The organism is Aeribacillus sp. FSL M8-0254 (assembly GCF_038008845.1).
GTDB lineage: Bacteria > Bacillota > Bacilli > Bacillales > Aeribacillaceae > Aeribacillus > Aeribacillus composti.
The window spans coordinates 1,113,262-1,138,740 of record NZ_JBBOZY010000001.1 but is presented as its reverse complement, the minus strand read 5'-3'; the positions used below and the strand labels follow the sequence as shown (position 1 = coordinate 1,138,740).

General features: G+C 40.2%; 30 protein-coding genes and 2 riboswitches. Of the genes, 8 read left to right on the top strand and 22 right to left on the bottom strand.

Translation table 11 applies throughout. The annotated features are described in order from the left end of the window. Positions 1-608: 608 nt before the first annotated feature. The 5 genes from NSQ44_RS05625 to NSQ44_RS05605 all read right to left on the bottom strand — a co-directional run bounded on the left by NSQ44_RS05625 (position 609) and on the right by NSQ44_RS05605 (position 6,592). Positions 609-2,579, bottom strand: a complete 1,971-nt coding sequence (locus NSQ44_RS05625) for a TRAP transporter permease (RefSeq protein WP_340855574.1) — start codon at positions 2,577-2,579, stop codon at positions 609-611. Then, complete coding sequence (locus NSQ44_RS05620; protein WP_094245370.1) at positions 2,560-3,090, bottom strand: DUF1850 domain-containing protein; 531 nt, start codon at positions 3,088-3,090, stop codon at positions 2,560-2,562. The genes NSQ44_RS05625 and NSQ44_RS05620 overlap by 20 nt, the downstream gene beginning before the upstream one ends. Positions 3,091-3,155: 65 nt before the next feature. Then, positions 3,156-4,166 carry a TAXI family TRAP transporter solute-binding subunit gene (locus NSQ44_RS05615; protein ID WP_117017072.1) on the bottom strand — a complete coding sequence of 337 codons (1,011 nt, stop codon included), beginning with the start codon at positions 4,164-4,166 and terminating at the stop codon, positions 3,156-3,158. A gap of 160 nt (positions 4,167-4,326) precedes the next feature. Continuing rightward, positions 4,327-5,484 carry a cystathionine beta-lyase gene (gene metC, locus NSQ44_RS05610; protein ID WP_340855566.1) on the bottom strand — a complete coding sequence of 386 codons (1,158 nt, stop codon included), beginning with the start codon at positions 5,482-5,484 and terminating at the stop codon, positions 4,327-4,329. Further along, positions 5,477-6,592, bottom strand: a complete 1,116-nt coding sequence (locus NSQ44_RS05605; RefSeq protein WP_340855563.1) for a methionine biosynthesis PLP-dependent protein — start codon at positions 6,590-6,592, stop codon at positions 5,477-5,479. Before NSQ44_RS05605 ends, metC begins: the two co-directional genes overlap by 8 nt. A 117-nt stretch (positions 6,593-6,709) precedes the next feature. Beyond that, positions 6,710-6,847: riboswitch (SAM riboswitch) on the bottom strand. A 265-nt stretch (positions 6,848-7,112) separates the two neighbouring features. On the opposite strand from NSQ44_RS05605, the gene NSQ44_RS18960 reads away from it, so the two are divergent. Continuing rightward, complete coding sequence (locus NSQ44_RS18960) at positions 7,113-7,157, top strand: YSIRK-type signal peptide-containing protein (RefSeq protein ID WP_445659522.1); 45 nt, start codon at positions 7,113-7,115, stop codon at positions 7,155-7,157. Positions 7,158-8,150: 993 nt separating this feature from the next. Here the strand turns inward: NSQ44_RS18960 and NSQ44_RS05600 are convergent. Genes NSQ44_RS05600 through NSQ44_RS05590 form a run of 3 tightly spaced genes read right to left on the bottom strand, consistent with a single transcriptional unit; the run spans position 8,151 to position 10,707 of the window. Then, complete coding sequence (locus NSQ44_RS05600; RefSeq protein ID WP_340855559.1) at positions 8,151-9,161, bottom strand: aliphatic sulfonate ABC transporter substrate-binding protein; 1,011 nt, start codon at positions 9,159-9,161, stop codon at positions 8,151-8,153. Between the two features lie 18 nt (positions 9,162-9,179). Further along, entirely contained in the window at positions 9,180-9,938 is a 759-nt protein-coding gene (locus NSQ44_RS05595) for an ABC transporter permease (protein WP_340855556.1), read from the bottom strand. Continuing rightward, positions 9,922-10,707: an ABC transporter ATP-binding protein gene (locus NSQ44_RS05590; protein WP_340855550.1), complete on the bottom strand. Its 786-nt coding sequence runs from the start codon at positions 10,705-10,707 to the stop codon at positions 9,922-9,924. The genes NSQ44_RS05595 and NSQ44_RS05590 overlap by 17 nt, the downstream gene beginning before the upstream one ends. A 178-nt stretch (positions 10,708-10,885) precedes the next feature. Here NSQ44_RS05590 and NSQ44_RS05585 point away from each other — a divergent pair, with 178 nt between their 5' ends. From NSQ44_RS05585 to NSQ44_RS05570, 4 genes are all read left to right on the top strand, one after another. Continuing rightward, positions 10,886-11,617: an alpha/beta hydrolase gene (locus NSQ44_RS05585; RefSeq protein ID WP_340855547.1), complete on the top strand. Its 732-nt coding sequence runs from the start codon at positions 10,886-10,888 to the stop codon at positions 11,615-11,617. Between the two features lie 61 nt (positions 11,618-11,678). Continuing rightward, positions 11,679-12,197, top strand: coding sequence for a YjcG family protein (locus tag NSQ44_RS05580; RefSeq protein ID WP_094245364.1), 519 nt, complete (start codon positions 11,679-11,681; stop codon positions 12,195-12,197). Further along, positions 12,197-12,631 carry a GNAT family N-acetyltransferase gene (locus NSQ44_RS05575; RefSeq protein ID WP_340855544.1) on the top strand — a complete coding sequence of 145 codons (435 nt, stop codon included), beginning with the start codon at positions 12,197-12,199 and terminating at the stop codon, positions 12,629-12,631. Before NSQ44_RS05580 ends, NSQ44_RS05575 begins: the two co-directional genes overlap by 1 nt. Positions 12,632-12,853: 222 nt before the next feature. After that, the gene (locus NSQ44_RS05570) at positions 12,854-13,528 is read left to right on the top strand and encodes a DUF421 domain-containing protein (protein WP_327862844.1); all 675 of its coding nucleotides are present in this window, start codon (positions 12,854-12,856) and stop codon (positions 13,526-13,528) included. Positions 13,529-13,865: 337 nt separating this feature from the next. Here the strand turns inward: NSQ44_RS05570 and NSQ44_RS05565 are convergent, their stop codons facing one another. The 5 genes from NSQ44_RS05565 to NSQ44_RS05545 form a co-directional block, all read right to left on the bottom strand. Then, positions 13,866-14,123 (bottom strand): stage VI sporulation protein F, encoded by a 258-nt coding sequence (locus tag NSQ44_RS05565; RefSeq protein WP_340855540.1) that lies wholly within the window; start codon positions 14,121-14,123, stop codon positions 13,866-13,868. Between the two features lie 169 nt (positions 14,124-14,292). Continuing rightward, positions 14,293-14,424 carry a YjcZ family sporulation protein gene (locus NSQ44_RS05560; protein ID WP_311067050.1) on the bottom strand — a complete coding sequence of 44 codons (132 nt, stop codon included), beginning with the start codon at positions 14,422-14,424 and terminating at the stop codon, positions 14,293-14,295. Positions 14,425-14,560: 136 nt separating this feature from the next. Further along, positions 14,561-14,767, bottom strand: coding sequence for a hypothetical protein (locus NSQ44_RS05555; protein ID WP_340855534.1), 207 nt, complete (start codon positions 14,765-14,767; stop codon positions 14,561-14,563). After that, positions 14,748-14,903: a hypothetical protein gene (locus NSQ44_RS05550; RefSeq protein WP_340855530.1), complete on the bottom strand. Its 156-nt coding sequence runs from the start codon at positions 14,901-14,903 to the stop codon at positions 14,748-14,750. The genes NSQ44_RS05555 and NSQ44_RS05550 overlap by 20 nt, the downstream gene beginning before the upstream one ends. 73 nt (positions 14,904-14,976) lie before the next feature. Continuing rightward, on the bottom strand, positions 14,977-15,444 hold the full coding sequence (locus NSQ44_RS05545; protein ID WP_063387514.1) for a hypothetical protein: 468 nt from the start codon (positions 15,442-15,444) through the stop codon (positions 14,977-14,979). Between the two features lie 252 nt (positions 15,445-15,696). On the opposite strand from NSQ44_RS05545, the gene NSQ44_RS05540 reads away from it, so the two are divergent. The 3 genes from NSQ44_RS05540 (at position 15,697) to NSQ44_RS05530 (ending at position 17,786) form a co-directional block, all read left to right on the top strand. Continuing rightward, entirely contained in the window at positions 15,697-16,416 is a 720-nt protein-coding gene (locus NSQ44_RS05540; RefSeq protein ID WP_063387513.1) for a hypothetical protein, read from the top strand. 83 nt (positions 16,417-16,499) lie between these two features. Continuing rightward, positions 16,500-16,631: a hypothetical protein gene (locus NSQ44_RS05535; RefSeq protein ID WP_340855527.1), complete on the top strand. Its 132-nt coding sequence runs from the start codon at positions 16,500-16,502 to the stop codon at positions 16,629-16,631. Between the two features lie 120 nt (positions 16,632-16,751). After that, complete coding sequence (locus NSQ44_RS05530) at positions 16,752-17,786, top strand: hypothetical protein (protein ID WP_340855524.1); 1,035 nt, start codon at positions 16,752-16,754, stop codon at positions 17,784-17,786. Between the two features lie 912 nt (positions 17,787-18,698). On the opposite strand, the gene NSQ44_RS05525 is transcribed toward NSQ44_RS05530, so the two are convergent. The 9 genes from NSQ44_RS05525 to tenI all read right to left on the bottom strand — a co-directional run bounded on the left by NSQ44_RS05525 (position 18,699) and on the right by tenI (position 25,204). Beyond that, on the bottom strand, positions 18,699-19,040 hold the full coding sequence (locus NSQ44_RS05525) for a DUF1360 domain-containing protein (protein ID WP_063387509.1): 342 nt from the start codon (positions 19,038-19,040) through the stop codon (positions 18,699-18,701). 87 nt (positions 19,041-19,127) lie between these two features. Beyond that, positions 19,128-19,514 carry a CotO family spore coat protein gene (locus tag NSQ44_RS05520; RefSeq protein ID WP_063387508.1) on the bottom strand — a complete coding sequence of 129 codons (387 nt, stop codon included), beginning with the start codon at positions 19,512-19,514 and terminating at the stop codon, positions 19,128-19,130. Positions 19,515-19,793: 279 nt separating this feature from the next. Next, positions 19,794-20,570 carry an enoyl-ACP reductase FabI gene (gene fabI / locus NSQ44_RS05515; protein ID WP_063387507.1) on the bottom strand — a complete coding sequence of 259 codons (777 nt, stop codon included), beginning with the start codon at positions 20,568-20,570 and terminating at the stop codon, positions 19,794-19,796. 98 nt (positions 20,571-20,668) lie between these two features. Further along, on the bottom strand, positions 20,669-21,481 hold the full coding sequence (thiD, locus tag NSQ44_RS05510; RefSeq protein ID WP_063387506.1) for a bifunctional hydroxymethylpyrimidine kinase/phosphomethylpyrimidine kinase: 813 nt from the start codon (positions 21,479-21,481) through the stop codon (positions 20,669-20,671). Positions 21,482-21,495: 14 nt separating this feature from the next. Then, positions 21,496-22,509 (bottom strand): ThiF family adenylyltransferase, encoded by a 1,014-nt coding sequence (locus NSQ44_RS05505; protein WP_340858135.1) that lies wholly within the window; start codon positions 22,507-22,509, stop codon positions 21,496-21,498. Further along, positions 22,506-23,273 carry a thiazole synthase gene (locus NSQ44_RS05500; RefSeq protein WP_063387504.1) on the bottom strand — a complete coding sequence of 256 codons (768 nt, stop codon included), beginning with the start codon at positions 23,271-23,273 and terminating at the stop codon, positions 22,506-22,508. Before NSQ44_RS05500 ends, NSQ44_RS05505 begins: the two co-directional genes overlap by 4 nt. A 6-nt stretch (positions 23,274-23,279) precedes the next feature. Next, positions 23,280-23,483, bottom strand: a complete 204-nt coding sequence (gene thiS, locus NSQ44_RS05495; protein ID WP_340855520.1) for a sulfur carrier protein ThiS — start codon at positions 23,481-23,483, stop codon at positions 23,280-23,282. A gap of 7 nt (positions 23,484-23,490) precedes the next feature. Then, positions 23,491-24,603: a glycine oxidase ThiO gene (gene thiO / locus NSQ44_RS05490; protein WP_340855518.1), complete on the bottom strand. Its 1,113-nt coding sequence runs from the start codon at positions 24,601-24,603 to the stop codon at positions 23,491-23,493. Position 24,604: 1 nt separating this feature from the next. After that, positions 24,605-25,204: a thiazole tautomerase TenI gene (tenI, locus tag NSQ44_RS05485; protein WP_340855515.1), complete on the bottom strand. Its 600-nt coding sequence runs from the start codon at positions 25,202-25,204 to the stop codon at positions 24,605-24,607. Positions 25,205-25,343: 139 nt separating this feature from the next. Then, positions 25,344-25,452: riboswitch (TPP riboswitch) on the bottom strand. Positions 25,453-25,479 lie beyond the last annotated feature (27 nt).

Genomic DNA, 25,479 nt, shown 5'->3' with positions numbered 1-25,479 from the left:
GAGTCCATTTGCACGTTAGGCATTTTTCTGTTCGTAGTCACCTTTTCACACGAAAAGGGCTGACAATGGGTGGAACACCAAATGGACTCAAACAGTTTTTATTACAGGGTCGAACCACCATTAAAGAGAACGTCTTTCAAAACTGTTTGCGTTCATATCCATTATGGGAAGGAATGATGGATTTTCATGTATGAGTGGGGAGTAAAATTACTCATGGATGTTTTTATTTATGATATAAAACTGTCCCGCTATCAACCGCTTACACACGAGCAGCCGTTCCCCAAAAGATTTTTAGAAGCTTGCTGTATTTTCAATTTTGTTTGCCCCTTTTTCATTTTTACAAGCAATTCAGCCTGTCAAAAAACCAGTTTTATTTTTCGCATAACAAAACAAGCTGAGTCATATCATCCTTTTGGAGAACGTCTTCTGCAAATTTATGGATCGATTCCAACACATCTCTTTCAAGTTCCCCGACATTTTATCCTGATTTTGTTCGTTCCAATGTGAATTGCTCTCCGCGTTTATTCTGCGTCTCAATGATTCCGCCTGTAAGAAGACTGAATCATGTTCTAATCATTGGATCGATTCTTCATAACAACCTGTCTTCTTTATATGCTTTCACCTTTCACTTTTTGATCAGCTCCGTATTTCCATATATATTGAAACGCATATAATGCGATGAAAATGATGAGACCTGTTATGTCTGAAAAACGTTCTGGATAAATCAGCAACAGCCCGGCCACGACCGCAGCAATTCGTTCAATCAAATGCATGTTTCTCATCCAATATCCGATCATCCCGGCTCCAATTGCGATCATTCCGCAAAACGCCGTAAAGACTACCCATAAAATTTCAAGCCATGTCGTATCAATCATTAACATTTGCGGAGACAAAACGAAAATATACGGAATGATAAAGGCGGCGATTGCCAATTTTGAAGAGTGAATTCCCGTTCGGATCGGTTCTCCTCCTGATACACCGGCTGCGGCAAAGGCTGCAAGGGCTACTGGCGGTGTAATGTCGGCAATAATCCCGAAATAGAACACAAATAAATGTGCAGACAGATCAGGTACTCCTAACAAAATAATCGCTGGTGCAGCAATCGTTGAGGTAATAACATAGTTCGCTGTAGTCGGTGAACCCATTCCAAGAATCAACGAAGCTATCATCGTCAGCATTAATGTCGGAATGAGATTGCCCCCGGCGATATCAAGCAACCCGTTAGCAAGCTTCAAACCAAGCCCGGTTTTCGTCACAACGCCGACAATAATTCCGGCAGCGGCTGTTGCTGCCGCAACCCCTAACGCTGTACGGGCGCCGTCGACGAGCGCTAATACAATATCCTTAAATCTCATCCGATTCTCGCGATTTAAAAATCCAGCGACAATCGAAATACATATCGAATAAATGGCAGCATGTGTAACGGTCACTCCTGACATTAGCAAAATAATAATGACAACGATCGGGGCTAACAAATGCAGTTTTTTCAAAATTTCTTTCCGATTCGGCATTTCTTCTTTTGACAAGCCTCTTAAACCGATTCGCTTTGCTTCAAAATGAGTCATGATCCAAATCCCTGCAAAATATAGAATAGCCGGAATAGCTGCCGCTTTGGCAATGTCCCAATACGTAATGCCGTTTCCGATAAATTCAACCATTAAAAACGCAGCTGCCCCCATTATCGGCGGCATTAACTGACCGCCTGTAGATGAAGAAGCCTCCACCGCTCCTGCAAAATCTTTGTCATATCCAAGTTTTTTCATCATAGGAATGGTGAAAGCTCCAGAAGTCACAACATTGGCAACGGAACTTCCGCTGATCGTTCCTTGCAAAGCGCTGGAGAAAATAGCGACTTTTGCCGGTCCGCCAATCCTTCTCCCGGCAATCGCAACGGCCAAATCATTGAAATATTGGCCGATACCCGTTTTAATTAAAAATGCCCCAAAAAGAAGGAACAAGAAAATAAAGGTTGATGACACTCCAAGCGGGGTTCCGAGTATTCCTTCCGTCGTAAAAAACATCGTTTGCACAATCCGATCAAAACTAAGTCCGCTGTGTTGAAGGAAATCCGGCATATAAGGACCGAAATAAGCGTACGCTAAAAAAAGAAGAGCGATGATGGTGATCGGCAAACCCACTGCACGGCGCGTTGCCTCTAAAACTAGCAAAATAGCGATGATGCCAATATAAAAATCCGTTTCTGTAAGCATCCCTACTCTCATGACAATATCGTTAATAAACAGCGGCCAATACGCCCCCACGACAACGCTCAAAAGCGCAAGAACGATATCATACCACGCCACTTGAAATTTATATTCCTTTTTCTTTTTGCGGTTGGCTGGGAATAACAGGAAGATTAAGGCTAAAGCAAACCCAAGATGGACGGAGCGTTGGATTTGTGCTGTAAAAACACCGAAAATTGCTGTATATACCTGAAACAGGGAGAAGGCCAACAATCCGGCAAAAACAATGCCTCCCAAAACGCCTTTTAGTTTTCTCGTACCCGCTTCAGGGTCGTATTTTTCAATTAAAGCTTGCTGTTCTTCTTCCGAAATTACTTCAAATTTTTCTTTGCTCACTGATTTCAACTCCTTTCAGCCTTTCCCAATAGCTCAGCTTAGCAGGTTTTATTCTAACCCATGTACCGGGTCTAATATAATTCGACAACTTGTAAACGTTTTCTTTATAAATGACCCGGTGATCTGCTCTAACTAGTCCAACCCGCAAATCAATATACGGAAACCGCCGATTCATATTTTTAATCAAATATTTCCCATCTTTTTCTACAAATTTTTCATTTCCTTCGACATTGGAAGGCATGCCGATAGCAAAATTTTCAAACTGTAGCTCTGTTTGCACAATTTCCTTATTGCGTAATTCATATGTCTCCACGACATCGGTCAGATGAATGGAATGGGTGTATTGTATTTGAAAAGAGTTGTCATCTTGGATAGGCAAAAAAGCCAACAATTCTTCACGGTCTTCTTGATAAAAAGCGATGGTTTCGGTAAAAGGAAAGAAAAGCAAAAAGGCAATGGTTGCGATGAGAAGGAGAAAACCAATGATAAACACTTGCCGCCATGACCTCATGAAACCCCCACCAAATAAAAAGAAATGAAAAGGATAGACCGAACAATTCGGTCTATCGTCGCACTTTATTTTTGAACTCCTTTTTCAGAAAAATATTTTTCAGCGCCGGGGTGCAACGGCAGATCGCCAATGCCGTCAAGCGCCGTCTCCGCCTTGATTAGTTTGCCTTTTGCGTGGGTGATTTTATCCGTATTCTCAAAAATCGCTTTTGTGATGGCGTAGACATCATCTTCTGGCATGTCATCACGAACAACTAGCATTGCTTTTACGGCAACAGTTTTCACATCTTCAGAAATTTTATAAGTGCCTTTTGGAACTGTATCCTCTGCATAGTAAGGATATTTTTCCATTAATTCTTGAATCTTGTCGTCGGCAATCGGGATTACTTTAACTTCTTTTTGTGCGGATAAAGATTCAACTGCTGCTGTCGGTGTTCCCGCTGTGATAAACGCTGCATCAATACTGCCGGATTGAATGCCGTCTGTTGATTCATCAAAAGACAGATTTTGGGCTTTGATATCGTTAAAGCTTAAGCCGTGTATTTCCAAAATTTGCTGGGCGTTGGCATTCACTCCTGAACCAGGAGCACCGACAGAAACGGTTTTTCCTTTCAGGTCTTCAACGGAATTGATTCCGCTGTCCTTCGTCGTAATGATTTGGATAGTTTCTGGATAAAGTGTTCCAATTGCTTTCACATTTTCTACTTTATTGTCTTTAAACATTAACTCCCCGTTTAATGCATATGACGCAATGTCAGTTTGCGAGAAGGCAATATCTGCTTCACCGTTTTTAAGTGCTTGCATATTTTCAGCTGAAGCGCCAGAAGATTGGGCATTTGCATTATAATCTGTCTCGTCTGAAATAATTTGCGCCATCGAACCGCCAAGCGGATAATATGTACCACCCGTTCCTCCAGTCAAAAGGCTTAGTGTTTTATTGTCTCCGCCTTCGCTGCTCTTTTCTCCTTCACTCCCGCCGCCTTGATTTCCGCCGCTATTGTTGTTTCCACAAGCAGATAGAATCAACACAAAAGCGAGGAGAATGGCAAAGAACAAACCGCTACCCCTCTTGCTCATACATAACATCCCCCTTTAAAAATTCTTTTTTATATAACACATTAACTATAATATCACAAATATATAAAATAATGTCAAATAATTGTCAATTTTCCTTACAAAAAAAAGAAACAGGGGACTTTCCCCTGTTCTTATGAGTGATTTTCATGGAAATCATTGCTTATGCAAGAATTTTGTCCAGTCCATGCTGCAAATCGCGTCTCAAGTCCTCAAAGCTTTCCAAACCGACGCTTAAGCGAAGCAATCCGTCCGTAATCCCTCTTTTTTCTCTTTCTTCTTTCGGCATTGCTGCGTGGGACATTTTAGCTGGATACGACAAGATCGATTCAACTGCACCAAGGCTGACTGCGAAAACAGGCAGTTGAACATGATCAGCAAGAATCTTGACCGCTTTTTCATCTTCTAGTTCAAACGATAAAACCGCTCCACCGTTGACACTTTGCCGCAAATGAATATCTGACCCTGGGTGATCGTGAAGACCCGGATAGTACACTTTTTTAATGGCAGGGTGCTTTTTCAAAAATTCTGCTAATTGAGAAGCTGTTTTGACGGATTGATCCAGCCGCACATGAAGTGTTTTTAACCCTCTTAATACAAGCCAGCAATCATGCGGGCCGAGAACAGCGCCGAAGGCATTTTGAAGCTTGTAAAGCTCTTCGCCAAGCTTTTCATCTTTCACAACTGCCAGTCCTGCCAAACAGTCGCTATGACCTGCCAAAAATTTTGTTGCACTATGTAAAACAATATCGGCCCCTAAATCGAGAGGCCTTTGCAAAGCCGGAGTCATAAATGTATTATCAACAAATGTTAAACAGCTGTTTTCTTTTGCAAGCTGCACAATTGCTCGAATGTCCGTCACTTTTAACAGCGGATTCGAGGGCGTTTCAATGTAAATCACTTTTGTGTTCGGACGTATATTTGCTTTTACGGCATCAAGGTCCGTCATATCGACAAACGTATATTCAATGCCAAAGCGCGATAAGACATCGGCAACAATCCGGTATGTTCCGCCGTACACATCTTCAGTGACAAGAACGTGATCTCCCGAAGACAGTAGCAGAAAAGCTGTTGAAATGGCGGCCATTCCTGAAGCAAAAGCAAACCCTCTGGCGCCTCCCTCCAGTTCGGCAATCGCCTCTTCCAACGCTTTTCGTGTTGGATTTCCTGAACGGCTGTAGTCAAATTCAGGAGATTCATCCAATGTTTGCTGATGAAACGTTGACGCTTGCTGAATCGCCACGCTGACAGCACCGGTTGTCGGGTCAACCTTATGTTTATTATGAATCAATTTTGTTTGAAAGCTCCATTGGTCATGCATTTAGTAAATCTCCTTTCGCAGCTGCTTGCAATGCCTGCTTGAGATCTTCCTTCAAATCCTCCACGCTTTCAATCCCTACAGAAAAACGGAGAAGCCGGTTACATACACCGTTTTGAATTCGGATTTCTTCCGGAATGTCCGCATGTGTTTGGGTAGCTGGATACGTTATAAAGCTTTCTACCCCTCCAAGGCTTTCCGCAAAACAGATTAATTTCAGATTCTGCAAAAACGGGTTGACCCATTCTTCTTTTTTCACACGGAAGGAAAGCATTCCGCCTCTGCCAGGATATAATACATCATCAATTTCAGGAAGCTCTTTTAAATATGCCGCCAGCTCCCTTGCATTTTCCTGATGTTTGGCCATTCTCAATGATAAAGTTTTCATTCCTCTAAGCAGCAGCCACGAATCAAAAGGAGATAATACCGCACCAATTGCATTTTGATGCATGGCTAATTTTTCGCAAATTTCTTTCCCTTTTGCACAGACCAGGCCGGCAAGGACATCGTTGTGACCGCCTAAATATTTCGTTGCGCTGTGAATCACGATATGCGCTCCTTCTTCAATCGGACGCTGCAAAACAGGCGTGTAGAACGTATTGTCAACGATCAGCAGCAAATTGTGCTTCCGGGCCAATTCCGCCAACGAGGAAATCGATGTTTCCTGCATAAGCGGATTAGTGGGCGTTTCTAGAAAAATCGCTTTAGTATTTTCGTTTATTAATGATTCCGTATATTCGCGAGACGTAAAATCGTCATAGTGGAAGGTAAGACCGTATTTGCGCCACTCTTCTTCAAACAAGCGGTATGTCCCGCCATATAAATCTTTTGAAACGATCAGTTCATCTCCACTTTTAAATAAAGCCATAATCGTCTGAATCGCTGCCATTCCGGAAGAAAATGCAAATCCTTGATCGGCTCCCTCCAATTTGGCTATGGCGTCCTCGACAAGCTCTCTCGTTGGATTTTTTGTCCGAGTGTAATCATAACCTGTTGATTCGCCTATTCCTTTATGCCGGTAGGCAGTGGACAAATAAATGGGGGCGCTTACTGTTCCTGTAAGAGCTTCACTTCGATTTCCTAATTGGGCCAAAACTGTTTCAATATTCATCTTTGACTTTCCTCCCTTTTTTAGTTAGTAAAAATGTGCTGCTTTCATTGCCTGTAGAGGAGGCTTTAAAAATAAAACGCCCTCTTCATAAGAAGAAGGCGTTTATTGTTTGGCTCCTTCTTATCTTCCAAGCATATCTTACGGCAAAATGCTTGCTGGATTTAGCACCTTGGTACAAAGGTTATCATGCCGCCGTCCTTGTACCGGTTGCTGAGACTTCTTCGGGCCAGTTCCCTCCGCCTCTCTCGATAAGAATTCCGATATGAACTTTTGATAGGTATAACTTTACCTCAGTTTTTAAAAAAATTCAAGACGTTTCCTGCCAACAATTCCGATAACTTTGATTTATTTTCAGTAAAACTAAAGAAAAATAAGAACATTCTTTAAATAATCCGTCGATTCTGGAAATGTTTTTTGCGAAAGCCAAAAGGGAAATTTTTTTGTATGGATCACCTTTGATCCTCCATCATTTCAATGAAAGTGGTTTTATTTTCCCCTGAGGCTTCCCAAATTTTAATAGATTTTAAAATGCAAATATTCAATTCGAAAGCTGTCGTATTTTTAAGAAAAATTGTGAACGAGGTGATCTTCTTTTGAGGAATTGGAAAATTTTAAGAGAATTTAATAAACAGAGAATGAAACGATTGAATTAGCAAACTAATCGTTTGATAAATTTTTCGCCAACTTCAGTCAAATGAACCCGTATTCCATAAAGCAGCTGAACAGAAAACGAAGATGCGATATTTGTTTTGCAGGTGAAGCTGGGAAGCAAAAAAGATGAACATAAACGTGCCGTTGGAAAATTTGCTGAACATTCTTTACTGATGCGCCTTCTCTTTTTTATCAATATTATGGAAAGGAAAGACTGTTTATGATGCTGTATATAATCGACAGCATTCGAACCAATAATTTTCATGACGAGCAAATGATGGGGCAAATCAAAATTATGTGAGAAAACGCTTTCTAAAAATTGGAACATCATCAAAACAATGTGTACGGAATTTATTATGATTATGAAAGCGACTACAGAGGAGATTATTTAATTAAGCATTGCAATTGAAGAAAATAATGGGGAAGCTTTTAATTGAAATCCCGAGAAACATGAAAATAAAGTTTTTCAAGTAGATACAACGGACGAACAAAGCATGTTTAAAACTTGGAGTAAGATTTGGAAGCAAGAAGAAACTGGTTTAATAGAGCGTGCTTGAAAAATACAGCCTAAAGCCCAAATGGAGAAATTGAAATTCATATAGGCGCTGTCTAATAAGTCGATTTTCCGGCTTATAGACGCCCCTTTAATGTTTTAGAAATGTTGATTCGTTTTCAATGGATTTTGACTTTCTGGACAGCTCCAAACAATGTGAAAAAACGGGAGCTTATTCGAGCGATTTGAATAAAATGCTCTCACAACAACAGAATCCCAATATACAGGCATAATCATAAACAACTTTTGGGATAATCCTTTTTTAACAACTGCTTCATCTTGAACATCAACAAAATAACCCCCTATCCAGAAGCCGCATAATATCAAACAGCTTCTATATAGGGGGGTTATTGCTTAATTCAAAAAGCTTGTATCTACAAGACCTTTAAGATCCGGTTTTTCTTTTAAAAATTTCAAGTCATAAGAAGAGTTAGAAAAGTCTTGAAGAACTTTTTCATCCACTTCGGTTGTATAGCGGACACGTTCCCAAGCGCTGTCGATAATTTCTGGGTCAAGCTCTTGATTGGTTATATCTTTAATCGATTGAATGGCAATATCGCGTGCTTCCTCTTTGTTTTTATTGATGAAGTCGACTGCTTTTTTATGAGCTTTGACGATATTTTGAACTAAATCTTTATTTTCTTTAATAAATTTGTTGCTTGTCACTAAAACAGTGTTCGGGAGTGTAGTGCCATAGGCGATGTCTTTCGTATCGACAATCACTTTCGCTCCGTCTTTTATTAATAATGAAGCCCAAGGCTCAGGCACAGCGGCTAAATCCACTTTTCCCGATTCAAAGAAAGCTTGATATTGTGCCGGGTTTCCAGTTGTATGCTTTAATGTGCCGCCGATTCTTGATGAAGCAATGTCGTAATCTTGCAAATACGTTTCAAATTGGACATCGTGAGTGCAGCCGACACCAGGAGTAATGAATGTTTTATTATGAATATCATCTAAGCTTTCGATTCCGCTTTTTTTGCTTGCTACGACGACAGTACCCCCAGATGACGCACCAGCAATAATTTTCACGTCTGCACCATTAGAATAGTTATTCATGACAGGAGCTGGACCGACAAGCCCGGCGTCAATTTCGCCGGTTTTCAACGCTGTCATAAAAGCACCGCCATCCGGAAAAGTTTTATATTCAATCTCTACCTGATCCCCTAGTGCTTCTTCATAGTAGCCCTTTTCCTTCGCAATCATCGCCGGAACATGGTCAATATTTGGGAAATAGCCGATGACTACTTTATTTTTTCCGCTTTTCTCTTTTCCTGATGCCTCATTCCCTCCGCCGGCTCCGCAGGCAGATAAAATCCCAATTAACAACAAGGTGATAAATGATAGCAGCAAACCTTTTCTCTTCATAATCTCAACTTCCTCCCTTTATTGTTCAAGCAATCCCCATTTTTTCATCACTTTCTTTTCAATTCTGCTGAAAAAAACTAAATCTACTAAAATTCCAATTAAGGCAATGATAAATATAATGCCCATCACTAACGCCATATCGCCAAAATCTGATGCGAATTTTAACGTATAGCCTAAACCCGGGCCGGTGCTTAGCAGCTCGCTACCCATCAGGCCTCTCCACCCAAACGCCCAAGCAAGCCTTGCACCAGTTACTGCATGCGGAATGGCTGCAGGAAAAATCACATGAGTAAACAGTGAAAATCCGCTGTAATCCATTGTCCTTGCCGCATTTGTATATATTGGAGGAACGCTTTTAATGCCTGTCCGCATATTCAATGTCATCACAAGCGTTCCACCGAGCACAACAATAAAAATGATCGCTTTTTCATTTAAACCGAACCAGATGATGGCTAGAGGCAGCCATACGATGCTCGGTACGCTTTGCAACGGCAAAATTAAAGAGCCAATGGTATCATCCATTACTTTCGATTTTGCCAAAATAACCCCTAGCACCGTTCCAAGAATTAGAGCAATCACAAGCCCGATTGCCAGCCGCTGAAAACTTGCCAGCAAATCATAAACAAGAGTTAGATCAGCAAAACCGTTCCACAATGCCTGAAAAATATCGCTCGGAGCCGGAAAGACGACAGCCTTAATATTTAACAGCTTGACGATTGCTTCCCATATACCCAATGCGGCTGCATAAAAAATGATTCGTTTAACGACCTGCTGCATAACTTTCTTCCTCTTTCACTACTTTATCAATTTCTGACTTCAACAGCTTTTGAATGCGCTCTTCATATTCAGCAAGCTGCTTTCTAAATTCATCACGTGGTCTCGGAAAAGAAACTTCAATCTCATCAATAATTCTCCCAGGCCTTGTACCCATGACGATAATACGATCCGATAATTTTAACGACTCTTGGATGCTGTGCGTAACAAATAGAATTGTTTTTTTCGTATCGATCCAAATTTTTTCCAACACTTCGTGCAGACGTGATCTCGTCTGCTCATCCAACGCTCCGAACGGCTCATCCATTAAGAGCACCTCAGGATCCATCGCCAAAGCTCTTGCGATCGATACGCGCTGCTGCATGCCGCCGGAAAGCTCGTGCGGAGAATGCTTGGCATATTGGCTTAATTGAACCATGGCCAAATATTCGTACGCCTTTTTTTTCGCTTCTTCCTTCGGCATTTTTTTCTTCAGCGGAAACATGACATTTTCCTCAACTGTCAGCCATGGAAAAAGGGCTGCCTGTTGGAACACTACTCCCCGGTCGCTTCCAGGTCCCTTTACTTCCTTCCCGTTTACCAACACTTTTCCCGATGTGGGAGCTGTTAACCCGGCAACGATCGATAATAACGTCGACTTTCCGCAGCCGGAAGGACCAAGAATAGAAACAAACTCTCCTTTCTGCACAGTCAAATCAATTTGGTCAAGAACCGTTTGGGAGACGCCATGGTGTTGAAATGTTTTTGAAATTTGCTCAATTTGGACAGACAAAGTGATTCCCCCAGTATATGATCATTCTTACCTATCTTATCGGATTAGTCGTTATCATTATAATATAAGCATTTTTTATTTTGTCAACCTTTTTATTTGTTGGAGACTTGTCAAAAGAGTGATAAAATAATGAGAAGTCCAGCCTAACTGGTAATTAGTCAATTTTGGAGGAATTGGTATGGCCCAAAAAGTCGCACCTATAAAAGAAGAAACGTTTTTTAGCGAAGAGCTGGGGGAAGAAGTTTCTTTGCTCATGTATTTGCCGACTTCCTTTTCTCCATTATCTCATCATCATCTTCTCATCGCCCAAGATGGTGGAGACTACTTTAAACTGGGAAGGATCGCGCGTTTTGTTGAGGAATTAACAGAGCAGCAAACGATTGAAGATTTGATCGTCGTCGGCATTCCTTATAAAGACATTCAAGATCGAAGAAGAAAATATCATCCCGATGGAAGCCAGTTCAACAGCTATATCCGATTTTTAGCTCATGAATTAATTCCTGTTTTAGAAGAACGTTTTCCACTTTTGCCATTAGGAAGAGGCCGTGCGCTTATCGGTGATTCTCTGGCTGCAACCGTTTCACTTATGGCAGCGCTTCATTATCCGCATACATTTGGAAAAGTGATTATGCAATCACCATATGTGGATGAAAAGGTGTTAGAAGCGATCGATGCTTTTTCACAGCCTTCTTTATTATCTATTTATCATCAAATCGGGAAACAGGAAACGAGCGTAAAAACGACCGATGGGAAAATAATAGATTTTTACACAATCAATCAAAAACTTCATGAACGAATGGAACATAAAGGATTCGAATGCATTTATGAAGAATTTGACGGCGATCACCGCTGGACATATTGGCAGCCGCTGCTGAAAGACATATTAAAAAAAATGTTTGCTGTATCATGAAAATTGATTCTTTAAGTTGTTATAATAAAGAATACGAGTAAATATCAAGGAGGCCAAAAAAATGAAGTACGGAATTGTGTTATTTCCTTCAAAAAAGTTGCAAGACATTGCCAACTCATATAGAAAACGTTACGATCCGCATTATGCGCTTGTCCCTCCTCATTTAACATTGAAGGCTCCGTTTGAAGCTGACGAAAAAGAAATTGGCGATATTGTGAAAGAACTTAGGAAAATTGCGAAACAAGTGAAGCCTTTTAAACTCTCTGTCTACAAATTCAGTTCATTTGCTCCTGTCAATAACGTTATTTATTTAAAAGTTGAACCAAATCCGGAATTAACAAAATTGCATGAGCTTCTCCATCAAGGAAAATTTAAAGAGAAGCCTGAATACGCTTTCGTACCTCACATTACAATTGGACAAAATTTATCGGATGATGAACATTCTGACGTTCTCGGCCGTTTAAAAATGTTAAAAATTCAACATGAGGAAACGATTGACCGATTCCATATTTTGTATCAATTAGAAAACGGCTCATGGACTGTTTATGAAACATTCCTGCTTGGAGAAGGACGAGATTGATGAAGGCAGTCAAAGCTATTAATGAAAAACAACGAAATGATGCTTTTTATGTTAGAAAAAAAGTGTTTGTAGAGGAGCAAAACGTTCCAATTGAAATTGAGCTCGATGAATATGAAGACTTTGCCGAGCATGTCGTGCTTTATGACGATCATCAGCCTGTTGGAGCTGGCAGATTTCGTGTCATTGGCAACACCGGAAAGCTTGAGAGAATTTGTGTTCTGCCACAATACCGCGGAAAAGGAGCGGGAAATATCATTTTGGAAACACTTGAAAAACTCGCGGCCGAAAAAGGATTAAAGAAAATAAAATTGAACGCCCAAGTACAAGTAGAAAATTTTTATAAAAAGCATGGATATCAAACCGTTTCCGATATTTTTATGGATGCGGGCATTCCCCATGTCACGATGGAAAAAACGTTACATCCACATTCATAAATAAAGACAACCAAACGAGGCCGCGGATTGCGGTCTTTCATTTGGAATGGTCAGTAAGCGTGTTAAAGAGGTTAAAAATCTCCCTGTATTACATTCAGATCAATTCGAATGTTTCTCCATTTTCTCCACCGCACGACTTCCCATAGTTTTTTAAAAGAATGTACATGAATTTCGGCAGTTGGGACAACCTAACCATTACCGATCTTAGCAAAGGTGATGGAAATGGAATTTGTAGCAATTGCCACTGAACTGGTCTTCGGTTTCTTTGCCCTTTTTCTATTGACAAAAATACTAGGTAAAACACAAATTACGCAAATCACGACGTTCGATTTTATCTCTGCGCTCGTTTTAGGTGAGCTAGTTGGCAATGCTGTATATGATGTAAAAATGGGCGTTGAAAAAATATTATTTACGGTCGTGATATGGGGAATGCTAATCTATTTATTGGAATTCATCACACAAAAATGGAGAAGAACCCGCGGAATACTGGAAGGAGCTCCGTCAATGGTCATCCACAAAGGAAAAATTATTCGTGATCAGCTGAAAAAAAACAAGCTTGATATGAACCAGCTTCAACTTTTACTAAGAGCAAAAGGAGCTTTTTCGATCCGCGAAGTGGAATACGCAGTTCTTGAAACGGACGGCACAATCAGCGTATTGAAAAAATCGGAATTCGATAAGCCGACCCGAAACGATTTAAATATTTTATCTTCGCCAGCTACCATCCCCTACACAATTATTGTTGACGGAGAAGTGGTTAGTGAAAATTTAAAAGAAGCAGGTTTTGATGAAAAATGGCTTCAGCAGCAGCTTCTCGCTTACAGTGTGGAAGACGCGAAAGATGTTTTTTACGCGGAATGGGATCAAAACAACGGATTATTTGTCCAAAAATATTAGCTTGTTTCTAAACATATTCATGAAATCTTTTTTTGCTATATTTGCGCTTATTTGCGAATAAATCTTGCTTTCGCTGGAAATGCAAATATTTTTCATCCATCATAACATTGTTTCGCTGTTTGACTTTCGCATAATCTTCCTTTGGCTGAACAGTTCTGTTGACATATTCATAAAAGGCAGGAGTCTGAACGGAAAAAAATATACCCCATGTTTCTCTCTCCTTTCTTGATTTGCAAAAAATTATTTTCTAAATCGATCTGTCATTCTTTTTTTACCCGTTTTTCTAAAAATTGAAACATCATGTAAAAACATCAGCGGGAGCACACCCGCTGACGCGCTATTTTTTCTTATTATCCAACATATTGGCGATGGTGTTAAAATCCATATTCTCTTTTCCGTTTACAATCGCATTGACAATTTTATTTTCTAATTCTCTTGAAACCGGCCGATTCGCCAATTGCGCAACCCGCTTGATCACTTTTCTGACAGTTGCTTCATCATTGAAATTGGCATTTTGCAAAGAATTGGCCAGTTCGAGTACATCCTTCATATTGACGCCGGTTTTTTTCTCAATATTTTTAAAAATATGATCCATTCTGAAATTCGTCCCCTCCTAAATTGTCGAAATGACCTGTATAACAGGCCTTAATATTTTATGAAAATGAAATGAAAACGTGATGAAGAAAAAGTACAGTCCGCCTTCTAAAAGGCGGACATCCATCCGTGACCAGCACTCACCATTAGTATTGTAAAAGACTTACAGATTAGTATTTAAAACAGGAACAACCAACGATAATCAACAAGATGAATAAAACGACGATTAGCACAAAGCTGTTATTATGAAAACCGCCGCTATAAGGATAGCTGTATCCACCATATCCGCAACCAAAGCCCATTTTTCTGCACCTCCTCCTTTATTCATCACTATACTGTATGAAGCAATTCCTCATTTGGAGTGGACACATAAGATGGGCAAGTGCGGATTTTTTAGGTGGGGTTTCAACCTGTTTTGATTCCCTTTTCATTTCCCTATCAAATTTGTTTTTCAATCTTTTCGATCTCTTTTTCAAATTTTGCCGCCGTTTTTTCAAGGTCTAAAAGCTCCCTGTCTTTTTTCATCATCCAGCTTGAACATTTTTGCTGCATTTTGTCATGTTCTTTGTACATACCTTCGATCCATTTGACGAATTCCTTTTCGAGCTTGTTCGTATATCCAATTTTAAAATCCTTTTTTCCCACAGCCGCAGCCACCAGAAGTCGTTGAATTGTAAATTTTTATTCCGGAAGGATGATGCATTTTCTTTTTCATCATCTTCTTTTTGATCGCATTTTCTTTCGTCGATGAACTGGAAAAAATTTTTATGTTTTCTTTCAAGAGGTTTCTCCCCTTTCCCTCAAAATAAGAACCTTATTCATCGTATGAAGAATAAGGTTAATCTGTGTTCTTTCTAATCGTTTTTGACCACATCGTCCATCATCCAAAAATGAAATTCCTTTTGGTTGTTCTGTTCGTTTTTTTCCTTCACAAAATATTCCTTCCGTTCCTGAGGTTCAACTGTTCCTTGAATGGCTTGCGTTTCCTTTAAAATTCGGAAAAACCAATCTTCCTGTTTTTGTTCGTCCTCCTTTTTTTCATTTTCATCCAGATGGTGATTTTTTTCAGCTAATTTTCTTTTTAACACTTCGATTTTTTCTAAAAGCTTTTTTCGTTCCTCCCACTTTAAATTTCGATCATTGCTCTGGCGGTGCTTTTCGATCGTTTCTTTTAGCTTTTCGTTTTCTTTGATTGCTTTTTCAAGCTCCCGCTCTTTTTCCTGCAATAATATTTCCAATTCTATCGATTCTTTTGCCTTTTCTTTATAAAACGCAAGCTCCGCTCTCATCCGTTGCAAAAATTCTTTATTGATTTGCGCCATCTATCTCACCTCTCACTGTAAATGTATGAGCTCAAATAAAAAATGTTGACAGAAGCCTACTAAAAAGATACAAATAGCTTTTTAAATGAATTTTTAAAACGGGGCAAAACCATTCTTTTAATGGAAAGAGAATTTTTTAAAAAATTAAATTTTCCGCTCCTGTCACTGCACATTTAACCAGTTTGCTCATAATATACAGTAGTCCGACACCTAAGAAGGTTTTGGAAATCAGAATGATTAGGAGGTAACAGCATGAGCCATTTGGGACATGATACAGAGAGATTATGTATTCGCGTTCCGAAAGTTTATGACTGGGTGAACCGTCAAATTGATCTTCCTCAGTTAAGCTTTAGAAAATTATCATCCATCGGTTTTAATTTCGATGGAATAGCAGGGACGTCGGAAGATCCGTTTTCACTGTTTGAAGATGGACTTTTAAATGTCAATTGCTACTTATCAGACAGCTTGGGAAATCCTGTTGATCCAAATTCACCAAATTCTATAACGGTGACAGAAATCGTTCAGCCGCAAGGTCGTCAATCGGTAGTCGTTCATTTACCAAAAGGAGGAAAAATTACCCTTCAAAAAGTAAAAGTTCTCATCAGAGGGTATATTGTCGTTGCGATCTCCGATTTGCAAGGTACTGTCACTAGTGTGTCAGATGCTATTCCATTTGCAACGGTTCAAACTTTCTTCCTATGCGCGCCGCCCGGCACAACATTAAACAGCCACGTTTCCTATTTTGAAACTGACGCTAACTTGATTTGGGATAATAAATCATTCAGCCAATTAGACATTTCTATCACGATCTGTCTAGATGTGCAAATGGAAGCCCAAGTGAAGCTTGAGGTAGAAGGAAAATTTTGCAGACCTCGTCGGGAACTTCCTTCATCTCTTACATGCGCAAACCCGCAAATTCCGCCGCAATGTCCGGAAATTTTTCCAAACGACGATTACGCCTTGGAGGAATAAATTAATTGCAAAAGGGGACGCTCTCCCCTTTTTGTTTTTCCTCTCATTTTTCCGGGAAAGTGTTAAATGAAGGAAACATACATATGTATAGAAAAACTGCTCTTTCAAAGCTGGCGGTAGCGGCGCTTGTGAGTTTTCATCCTTTTATAGGAAATTGGGCTGTTTTGAAATCGCTTATCGCCAAATTCCGTACGTCATGGTCATTAATGATCTGAGGTTTTATCATTTATACTATTTTCCTGTTAAATCGTTAAATAAAAATTCTTCTGTTTGGAGGAAATGGCAACAAACTGTTTTCCACTTATATTTTTTTATTTATCCGAGGAGGAGATTCAATGAACAAAATAAAACGGAACAAACAGGATTATTTACAGCTTCAGCAGCAGCTTATCCACTATAAATCCGAAATTTCGAAATACAAAAATGAATTGGCAAGCATGCAAAATAAGCTGCTGCAGGAACAGGAAAAAACGGAATATTACAAAGCAGTCATCCGAACCAGCGAGCAATATCGCATCGCAAAAGAACAATTTGAACATGAAATCCTTTCCGTTCAATCCCAATTAAAAGAAGCTGAGAAACATGTTGAAAAGATCAGCAATCAGCTTTCCATTGTTGAAGAGGAGCGAAACGACCTATTAAAACTGCTGAAAGCAGCTGTCACTGGTTTATTAAAGGAAAAGCAAGCCGCTGACAAAAAGATTCAAGACCTTTTGTTTGAAATAAAGGAAAAAGAACGATTGATCACCGAATCGAAAAAAGAGCAGCTTCGGATCGATTTATTAACTGCTGAACGAAATGAACTTTTAGATGTCTCTCAATTTTTATTCCAATCGCTTTACGAAAAAAATGTCCAACGACAAGAGAATGAATCTGTCCAAAATGAAAAAAACGTTTCCATAAATGATCCGATTCGCGCTCAATTTTCGTATTCGATTGTTCTTCCTCGTGAAAGCGATGATCCGGTAACGATTCTTGGCAATGCTGTGATGGAAAACATCACAGAACAACCTTTGCATTATCCTGTATTATGCATTCACATTCATCCTCATCAGCATGTTCAATTCAGCGGAAAAATCATCACAACCAAAAATCAAAACGAAAATGATTTCATCTATAATACTCATTCTTCCTTAGAATGGGAGTATTTACACCCGGAATGGCGAAAGCAAATTCAAGAAAAAGGGGAATACTGGCTGAAACCTAGTGAAAAATTATCGATCGAACCAAATGAAAAAATCTCTTTTGAAGGTTTTCACATTACTTTCCCATTCGATGTTTTCGATGAAGCGCTGGTGATTGAAGGGTTTGTATATTGCCAGGAGAAAAAAGAAGGCATTCCGTTTGAAAACAAAATTATTATCAATTAACAGACGGTCAAGTTCATGAAAGTTCTTTATATTCCTTTCGGTTATAAAAGAACTTTCATTTTTTGACCGTTTCTTTTTTCACGACTTTAACAATCTGTCCTTTCCACACAATCATTCGAAATTGGCTGCTTACCTTTCAGCGATAGGCGGCAAAATTCATTACAGGGTGCTAGTCAGAATAAGAACTTTGCCGCCAGAGAAACTTTTTGACGCCGAAACTGCTTGCAAAGAAATGCAGGCGCCATGTCAGTCTCAAAAAATCAATGAAATTGAGATGAACGGATCGCATTCGTAAAAAATTTAGGTTTTCTACACCTTTTCCGTTTTTTTGAATCGTCTATTGTTAAAGCTTCGGCTTAAGGGACATGCTCCACAGTGGTGTTTGAAATCAGCAAGAAATTATTAAAGCTTCCGACTGTAAATGTGTATTCATCGCGTTCATAAATGGGGTCAAATTTCTCCTTTTCGTTCCTGACAAAACGGCAACTTTCATCCCCTTTCCCTTTCTTAACACCCAATTCCGAGAGTGAGCCGATTCCGCTTGAAGATCATTTTAAGCTATAAAGGTTCATAGGTTCTATATCGTCCTGTTCGTTTCTGACCAAAATGAACCCCTTTTATTTCCTTACACCCAATTCCCAGAGTGAGCCGATTCCGCTTGAAGATCATTTTAAGCTATAAAGGTTCATAGGTTCTATATCGTCCTGTTCGTTTCTGACCAAAATGAACCCCTTTTATTTCCTTACACCCAATTCCCAGAGTGAGCCTATTCCGCTTGAAGATCATTTTAAGCTGTAAATTGTTCATGGTTCAATATTCGTTCCTGACGAAATGAACGCTTTTCATGTCTTTAACAAACCATTCCCTTAGTTTATTCAATTCGTGCTTGAGGGACATTGTAAATGGCGACAATCAATCAAGTAAATGTTCAATAATTCCTGCCAAGCCTGAGATCGCTAAAATAACTGTAATCGGATAGAAAATGACGTTTATATATTCATTTCCAAAAAATAAAATGGCGGCACACCATATTCCTGTGCACCAATAGCAGCTTAAAAGCTCACCGATCCACAATCGAAGCCCTTTTCCTTTCGGTCTGAAAAAAGAAACGGTTTCACCTGTCTCCGCTTTTTCCTCCACAATTGTTATAAATGGAGCGCGCAAAAAAGAAGCGATTTTATCAAACACTATAATTCTCGTTAATCGAAAAGTTGCCAATGCAATGAGAGCAAATGAAAACCAATGCCATTCCATCGGAATCAATACTCCTTTCGTTCCCCAACATAGTGAGAAGACTTGTATCGTTCAAATAAAAAACCCGGCATAACCGAGTTCTCCATTTTAATTCCCTAACACTTTTATGTCTAAAATACTTTTCGATTTTATTTTCAAAGGTTCATTTTGATCAAATGTACGGATTTGAACGACATCGTTTTCCTTTGACAAAATAATTCCTTTGTATGTTTTCTCTACTGTTTTAATTTCACATACGTTTTTATACACATGCTCCGGAAGACTTGAAAAGAAATCAATCTTTTCATGAACCGTCATATTTGCCAATTCTCTTCTTCTTTTATAAATCTCTTCTTTCGTCCATGTACTCTTTACCGCTTGCTTAGAATTATTTGCAATTTTTTTTAATAGCGTCGACTGCATGGTCACTTCAGGCTTTTTTATATTCGGCTGGACAATATACATCAAAGGTTCTAATTTTTCTTTTTTAATCAAGTTTGATCGCCACCCTCAAATATGATTTCTCTCATTATTTTATGACACGATAGAATGAAATCATGACGGAAATCTAACTTTTTCTTATGACAAAAGAGCATTTGAAAATCGCTGCACATTGAGACAAAAAGTCGTAACAGAACATCAACAATAAATCCAAGCTTCACGGCTTGAAATAGTGGCACCTTGAAGCTGACAGCAAAATTTCATTTTATCCTGCCATAAAAAAAGATTAATCTTGTGCGAGTAACGCACACAGATTAATCTTTTTCAGCTAACTTAATAACCTAAAATATGAAAACCTGAATCAACATGAATCGTTTCCCCTGTAATGCCGCGGGAAAGATCGCTGAACAGGAACAACGCCGTGTCTCCAACTTCTTCTTGTGTTGTGGTTCGGCGCAGCGGAGCACGTTCTTCTATTTCCTTCAGAATTGAATTAAAATCACTGATACCTTTTGCCGAAAGCGTACGAATCGGACCAGCGGAAATGGCATTGACGCGAATATTTTCTTTACCTAGATCGTTCGCCAAATATTTCACGCTAGCATCCAATGACGCTTTCGCAACTCCCATTACGTTGTAGTTTTGAACGACTCGCTCACCGCCCAAGTAAGTTAATGTAACAATGCTTCCGCCTTCTGTCATCAAAGGACGGGCTGTTTTCGCAACCGCCGTTAAAGAATAAGAACTGATGTTGTGGGCCAACAGGAAGCCGTCTCTTGTTGTGTTCAAATATTCACCGCTCAGCTCTTCCTTATTCGCAAAGGCGATACAATGAGCGATACCGTGAATCACACCAACCTCGCTTTTAATTTTTTCAAAACACTGCTCGATTTCTTCATCCTTTGTTACATCACAAGGCAGCACGAGATAATCTTCCCGTCCTAACGAATCTACAAGCTCTCGAACCGATTTCTCCATTCTTTCGCCCACATATGTAAAGATCAATCTTGCTCCTGCTTCATGCAAAGAGCGGGCAATTCCCCAAGCAATGCTTCGCTTGTTTGCAACACCCATGACCACAATGTTTCGGCCTTCCAAATTCAATTTCATGGAAAATCCTCCTAAACATTATTACAAGTTATTAATACCTGATCATAATTATAAAGGACAAAAGAGAAAAAAGCCAGAACATATATGTCCGGCTTATGTTATTTCGAAGCAGCTAAATTTCTTTTATATGCCCAATGATTGGTAGGACCGTGGCCGCCTCCAATGCCTAGCGCATTTTCTACAGCAAGATGGATGAACTCTTTTGCGGTTTTTACGGCTTCGATAACGTCTTTACCTTTGGCGAGCTCAGCTGTCAGCGCAGCAGAAAAAGTGCAGCCTGTTCCGTGCGTATGCTTTGTGTTTACATAGTTGCCTTTAAATTCATAAAAATCATGCCCGTCAAACAACAAATCAATGATTTCGCTGCCCGACGGCTGATGTCCTCCCTTTATGATCACATGCTTTGCTCCCATTTGGCAAATTTTTTTCGCAGCTTCTTTCCGATCATCAAACGATTTTATCTCGATGCCCGTGATCGCTTCCGCTTCCGGGATGTTCGGCGTCACAATAAACGAAAGCGGAATTAAGTCGTTGATGAGCGCGTTGATGGCAGACTCTTCAAGTAATGGATGTCCGCCTTTTGCAATCATTACTGGATCAACGACAATTTTTTCCCATCCATGCTTTTGAACTTTATTTGAGACGATTTGGATGATTTCTTGATTAAAAAGCATTCCTGTTTTGACCGCATCTGGCGATAAATCTTCAGCAATTGCATCAAGCTGACTGATCACCCCTTCAATCGGAACAGGGTAGACGCCATGAACACCTAATGTGTTTTGAGACGTAACGGCCGTGATCACGCTCATTCCGTATACATCCAACTCCTGAAAAGTTTTCAAATCTGCCTGAATTCCCGCGCCTCCTCCTGAATCGGACCCGGCAATCGTCAACGCTTTTCCAATGGTCATAAATACACCTCCATTTAAGCTCCGAAGTAACGTTGATAAATAGCTTTTGCTTTCTCTTCTTCCTTAGTGCCGTGAATTAATGCTCTTCCGTCTTGAAAAAGCACGACGCGGAAATCATCCGCCTGAAAGGAAATTAAATAAGCATTTCCTTTTAAGTCTTTCACGATCGGGCGCAAACGATTGGTAATTTCTGATAGCGAAATCTTCTGTTTTTGCTGCGGACGTATTTGTACGGTATTCCTTCCGCACAAAACCGCTGTTTTTAATCCATTTTCAACCGACAAATATGGATATGTCGGGTGATGTCCGCACGATGGGCAGTCGGCCTTTTTTAACTTGGTCATGTCCACTGCAGAATGCTCCCTTGTCCAAACATCAAATGAAACTAACTGCTTGGACACCTCTCCGCTGACTAAATATTTCAGTGCCTCTGCTGTTTGATAAGAGGCGACGATTTGCACCGCCGGGCTGATCACGCCAACTGTATCGCACGTCATTCCGTCAGACGGAATCGCTTGGAGCATACAATGGAGGCATGGTGTTTGTTTCGGAATGATGGAAACGGTCATTCCATAACTTCTCACTACTGCCCCATAGATCCAAGGTATTTCGTGCTTCATCGCTAAATCATTGATGAAAAATCTCGTTTCAAAATTGTCAGTTCCATCGATGATAAGGTCTACATCCTTTACATGTTCAATAAAATCAATTGAGAAATCGCCCACAATCGCTTCAATCGAAATGTTCGAATTGATTTCCTGCAAATGTTTTTTGGCAGCAACCGCTTTTGGCAGCTTTTGTTTCGCATCCTCTTCCGTATACAGCTGTTGACGCCCGAGATTGCTCCAATCGACATAATCACGGTCAATGATGGTTATTTTACCGATTCCAGCACGGGCTAACATTTCAGCGCTTGCGCAGCCGAGTGCTCCAGCTCCAACAATGAGCACATGGCTTTTCAGCAATTTTTTTTGTCCCTCTTCTCCAATAGGAGAAAACAAGATTTGGCGAGAATATCGTTCCATTATGTTGTTAACATTCCTTCCGTTGGACTGCTTGCTTGTGCATACCGTTTTTTCGGGATGCGTCCTGCTTCATATCCAAGTCTGCCTGCTTCAATCGCCAGTTTCATTGCCTTCGCCATTTTCACAGGATCCTTTGCACCGGAAACAGCTGTATTTAATAAGATTCCATCTGCTCCCATCTCCATGGCGAGTGCGCAATCTGCCGGCGAACCGATTCCGGCATCAACAATGACTGGAATATTTGCTTGCTCAATAATAAATGATAAATTGAGAGGATTGACAATTCCTTGGCCTGATCCGATCGGAGATGCTCCCGGCATGATGGCATGAACCCCTAATTCTTCAAGCTTCTTCGCCAGAACAACATCGTCAGAAGTGTATGGAAGAACAATAAACCCTTCTTCCAATAACATCTCTGATGCTTTCAATGTTTCAATCGGATCAGGGAGAAGCGTTTTATCATCTCCAATTACTTCCACCTTAATCATATCACATAATCCTGATGCCTTCGCAAGCTTGGCGATTCTGACTGCTTCCTCCGCAGTTTTTGCCCCAGCCGTGTTCGGCAGAAGCGTATATTTTGATAAATCCAACATCTCCAAAAAATTTGGCTGTGAAGGCTCGTAAATATTCATTCTTCTGACGGCAAATGTCAAAATTTCAGCACCTGAGGCTTCCACCGCTTCTTTTTGTATCTCAAAAGACGGATATTTTCCAGTTCCTAACATTAATCTCGACTGAAATGTTTTATCACCTATTTTTAACATGAATCATCATCCCCCTCCAACAAAATGGACAATTTCAATTTGATCACCATCATGTAATGTCTGGATACTGTATTGTTCTTTTGAAACAATTTCACCATTTCGTTCAATGACAACAATTCTTTCCTGTAATTGAAAAAAGTTCAGCAAATCTTCTATGTTCCGAACACTATTCTCCACTTCCATCTGCTGGCCGTTAATGCGAAGTTTCACTGTTTCATCACCCCCCTTTCGCATCAGAAAGCAATCGGTTTAAAGAAAAGCTATGAACATAACGCTCATATTGATTCGTTTTCAAAATCATGTCTTTTACGATCAAGCTTGTAATCGGCGCTAGAAGAATGCCGTTTCGATAATGGCCGGTCGCAAAAAAGATTCCCTCATGCTCCGGGTGCTCGGCAAAATACGGCCAGCCGTCAGCTGTTTGCGGCCTGAGCGACGACCAAGCACTAACGACCGGTTCAGACCCGATTTCTGGCATAATTTTCTGAACCTTTATCATTAATTCGGATACTCCTTTGACTGTCGGATGCGTATCCCAGTCGTTTTCATAAGAAGTTGCTCCAATAATAACGGTGCCGTCTTTTTTCGGTACGATATAACAGTGCTCGTAAAACACTGTTTTGTTGATCACCAGTTTTTTCGGTTTTACGGCTAAGCATTCTCCTTTAACGGGCTTCATTGGATTTCTCAGCCCCAGCTTTTCAAAGAAAAAGCCACTCCAAACTCCGCTTGAAACGACGACTTTTCCACATATAAAAACTCCTTGGGAAGTGACAAGCTTGAATGCTTTTCCCTCTTTAATCACGTCGAAAACAGGACATTGTTCAAAAATAGATGCACCATATTTTCTAGCGCCTTTCGCATATGCGCAGCAAACAGATGAACCTTTCACTTGGCCGTCATGCTTAAGCCAAAGAGCTCCCGCAATGTCTTCAGAAACATGTGGCTCATTTGCCAGTACGTTTTCCCTTGAATGCCATTCTAGTTCATTCTCATCTGCAAGCGATTGCAGAAAGCGGCCTTCTTCCTCAGTAAATGCAAGCCGATACATGCCTTCCTGCACAAGCTCAATATCCACACCAGATTGCTCCAATAATTCTTTTGCAAGGCTCGGATATAAATTTCGGCTCTCTAAGCATAGCTCAAAAAATATGTCTCTTTTTTCATTTTCAGAATGGGCACCCAGCATTCCTGCTGCAGCGGATGTCGCTTTACCTCCGATTTCGCCGCTTTCAAACACGGCGGTCTTCAGCCCTGCTTTTGATAGCTCATAGGCGATCCCTTGGCCGATGACCCCTCCCCCGATGATTCCAACATCAAAAACGTTCATTTTAAAAAGTTTCTCCTTTCCTGAAAAGTTTGGCAGCGCTCTCTGGATCTTTTGAAGAAAAGATATAGGACATAACGGCAATACCGCTTGCTTTTTTTTCTAAAACTTTTTGCATATTATCAGGCGTGATCCCACCAATGGCGATAATGGGAATATTGACGTGTCCAACAATTTTTCCGAGCAAATCTGTTCCCTTTGCCGGAAGTCCTTTTTTACTGTTCGTTTCAAAAACGTTTCCGAAAAAACAATAGTCTGCTCCGTCTTTTTCTGCTTTTACCGCTTCATCTAATGAATGGACGCTGACGCCTGCTTTTATTTGCGGAAAAGCGCTTTTCACTTTTTTTACCGGCAGGCCGGTTCCCGGAAGATGAACATTTTGAATGCCTGTTAGGAGCGCAACATCGAGCCGATCGTTGATAACAAGCTGTTCTCTCCTTATCCCGTTTGCCAAAAGCTGTTCTACGAGATGAATGATCTCACATGGTCTTTTATTTTTTTCTCGTATATGAACGTAATCAACATGATCTGATATGGACAAAATTATGCGTATTAGCTCGTTAACTGTTTTTGTTCCGTCTGTTACGGCATGAAGCTCCAACATTGTACATTCCTTTCATGAGAAAGACGCTCACACTCGTCTTTCAAGGTTCAAAACTGGAAAGCAGCTGTCCAAGGGTGAGACTGGAAACAATAAAAAACCACCTTCCTTGCTGGAAAGTGGTAATGGAATATCAGACACATGTTTCAAATTCCCACTTCCCTACGCTGGCATCATCCAGATCAGGTTCAAAGGGTCTTAAAGTCAACACTTTAATCTCAGCCTTTCCAAAGGCTCCCCTAGTGGATGCTTATTAAATTTTCATACTAATTTCATGC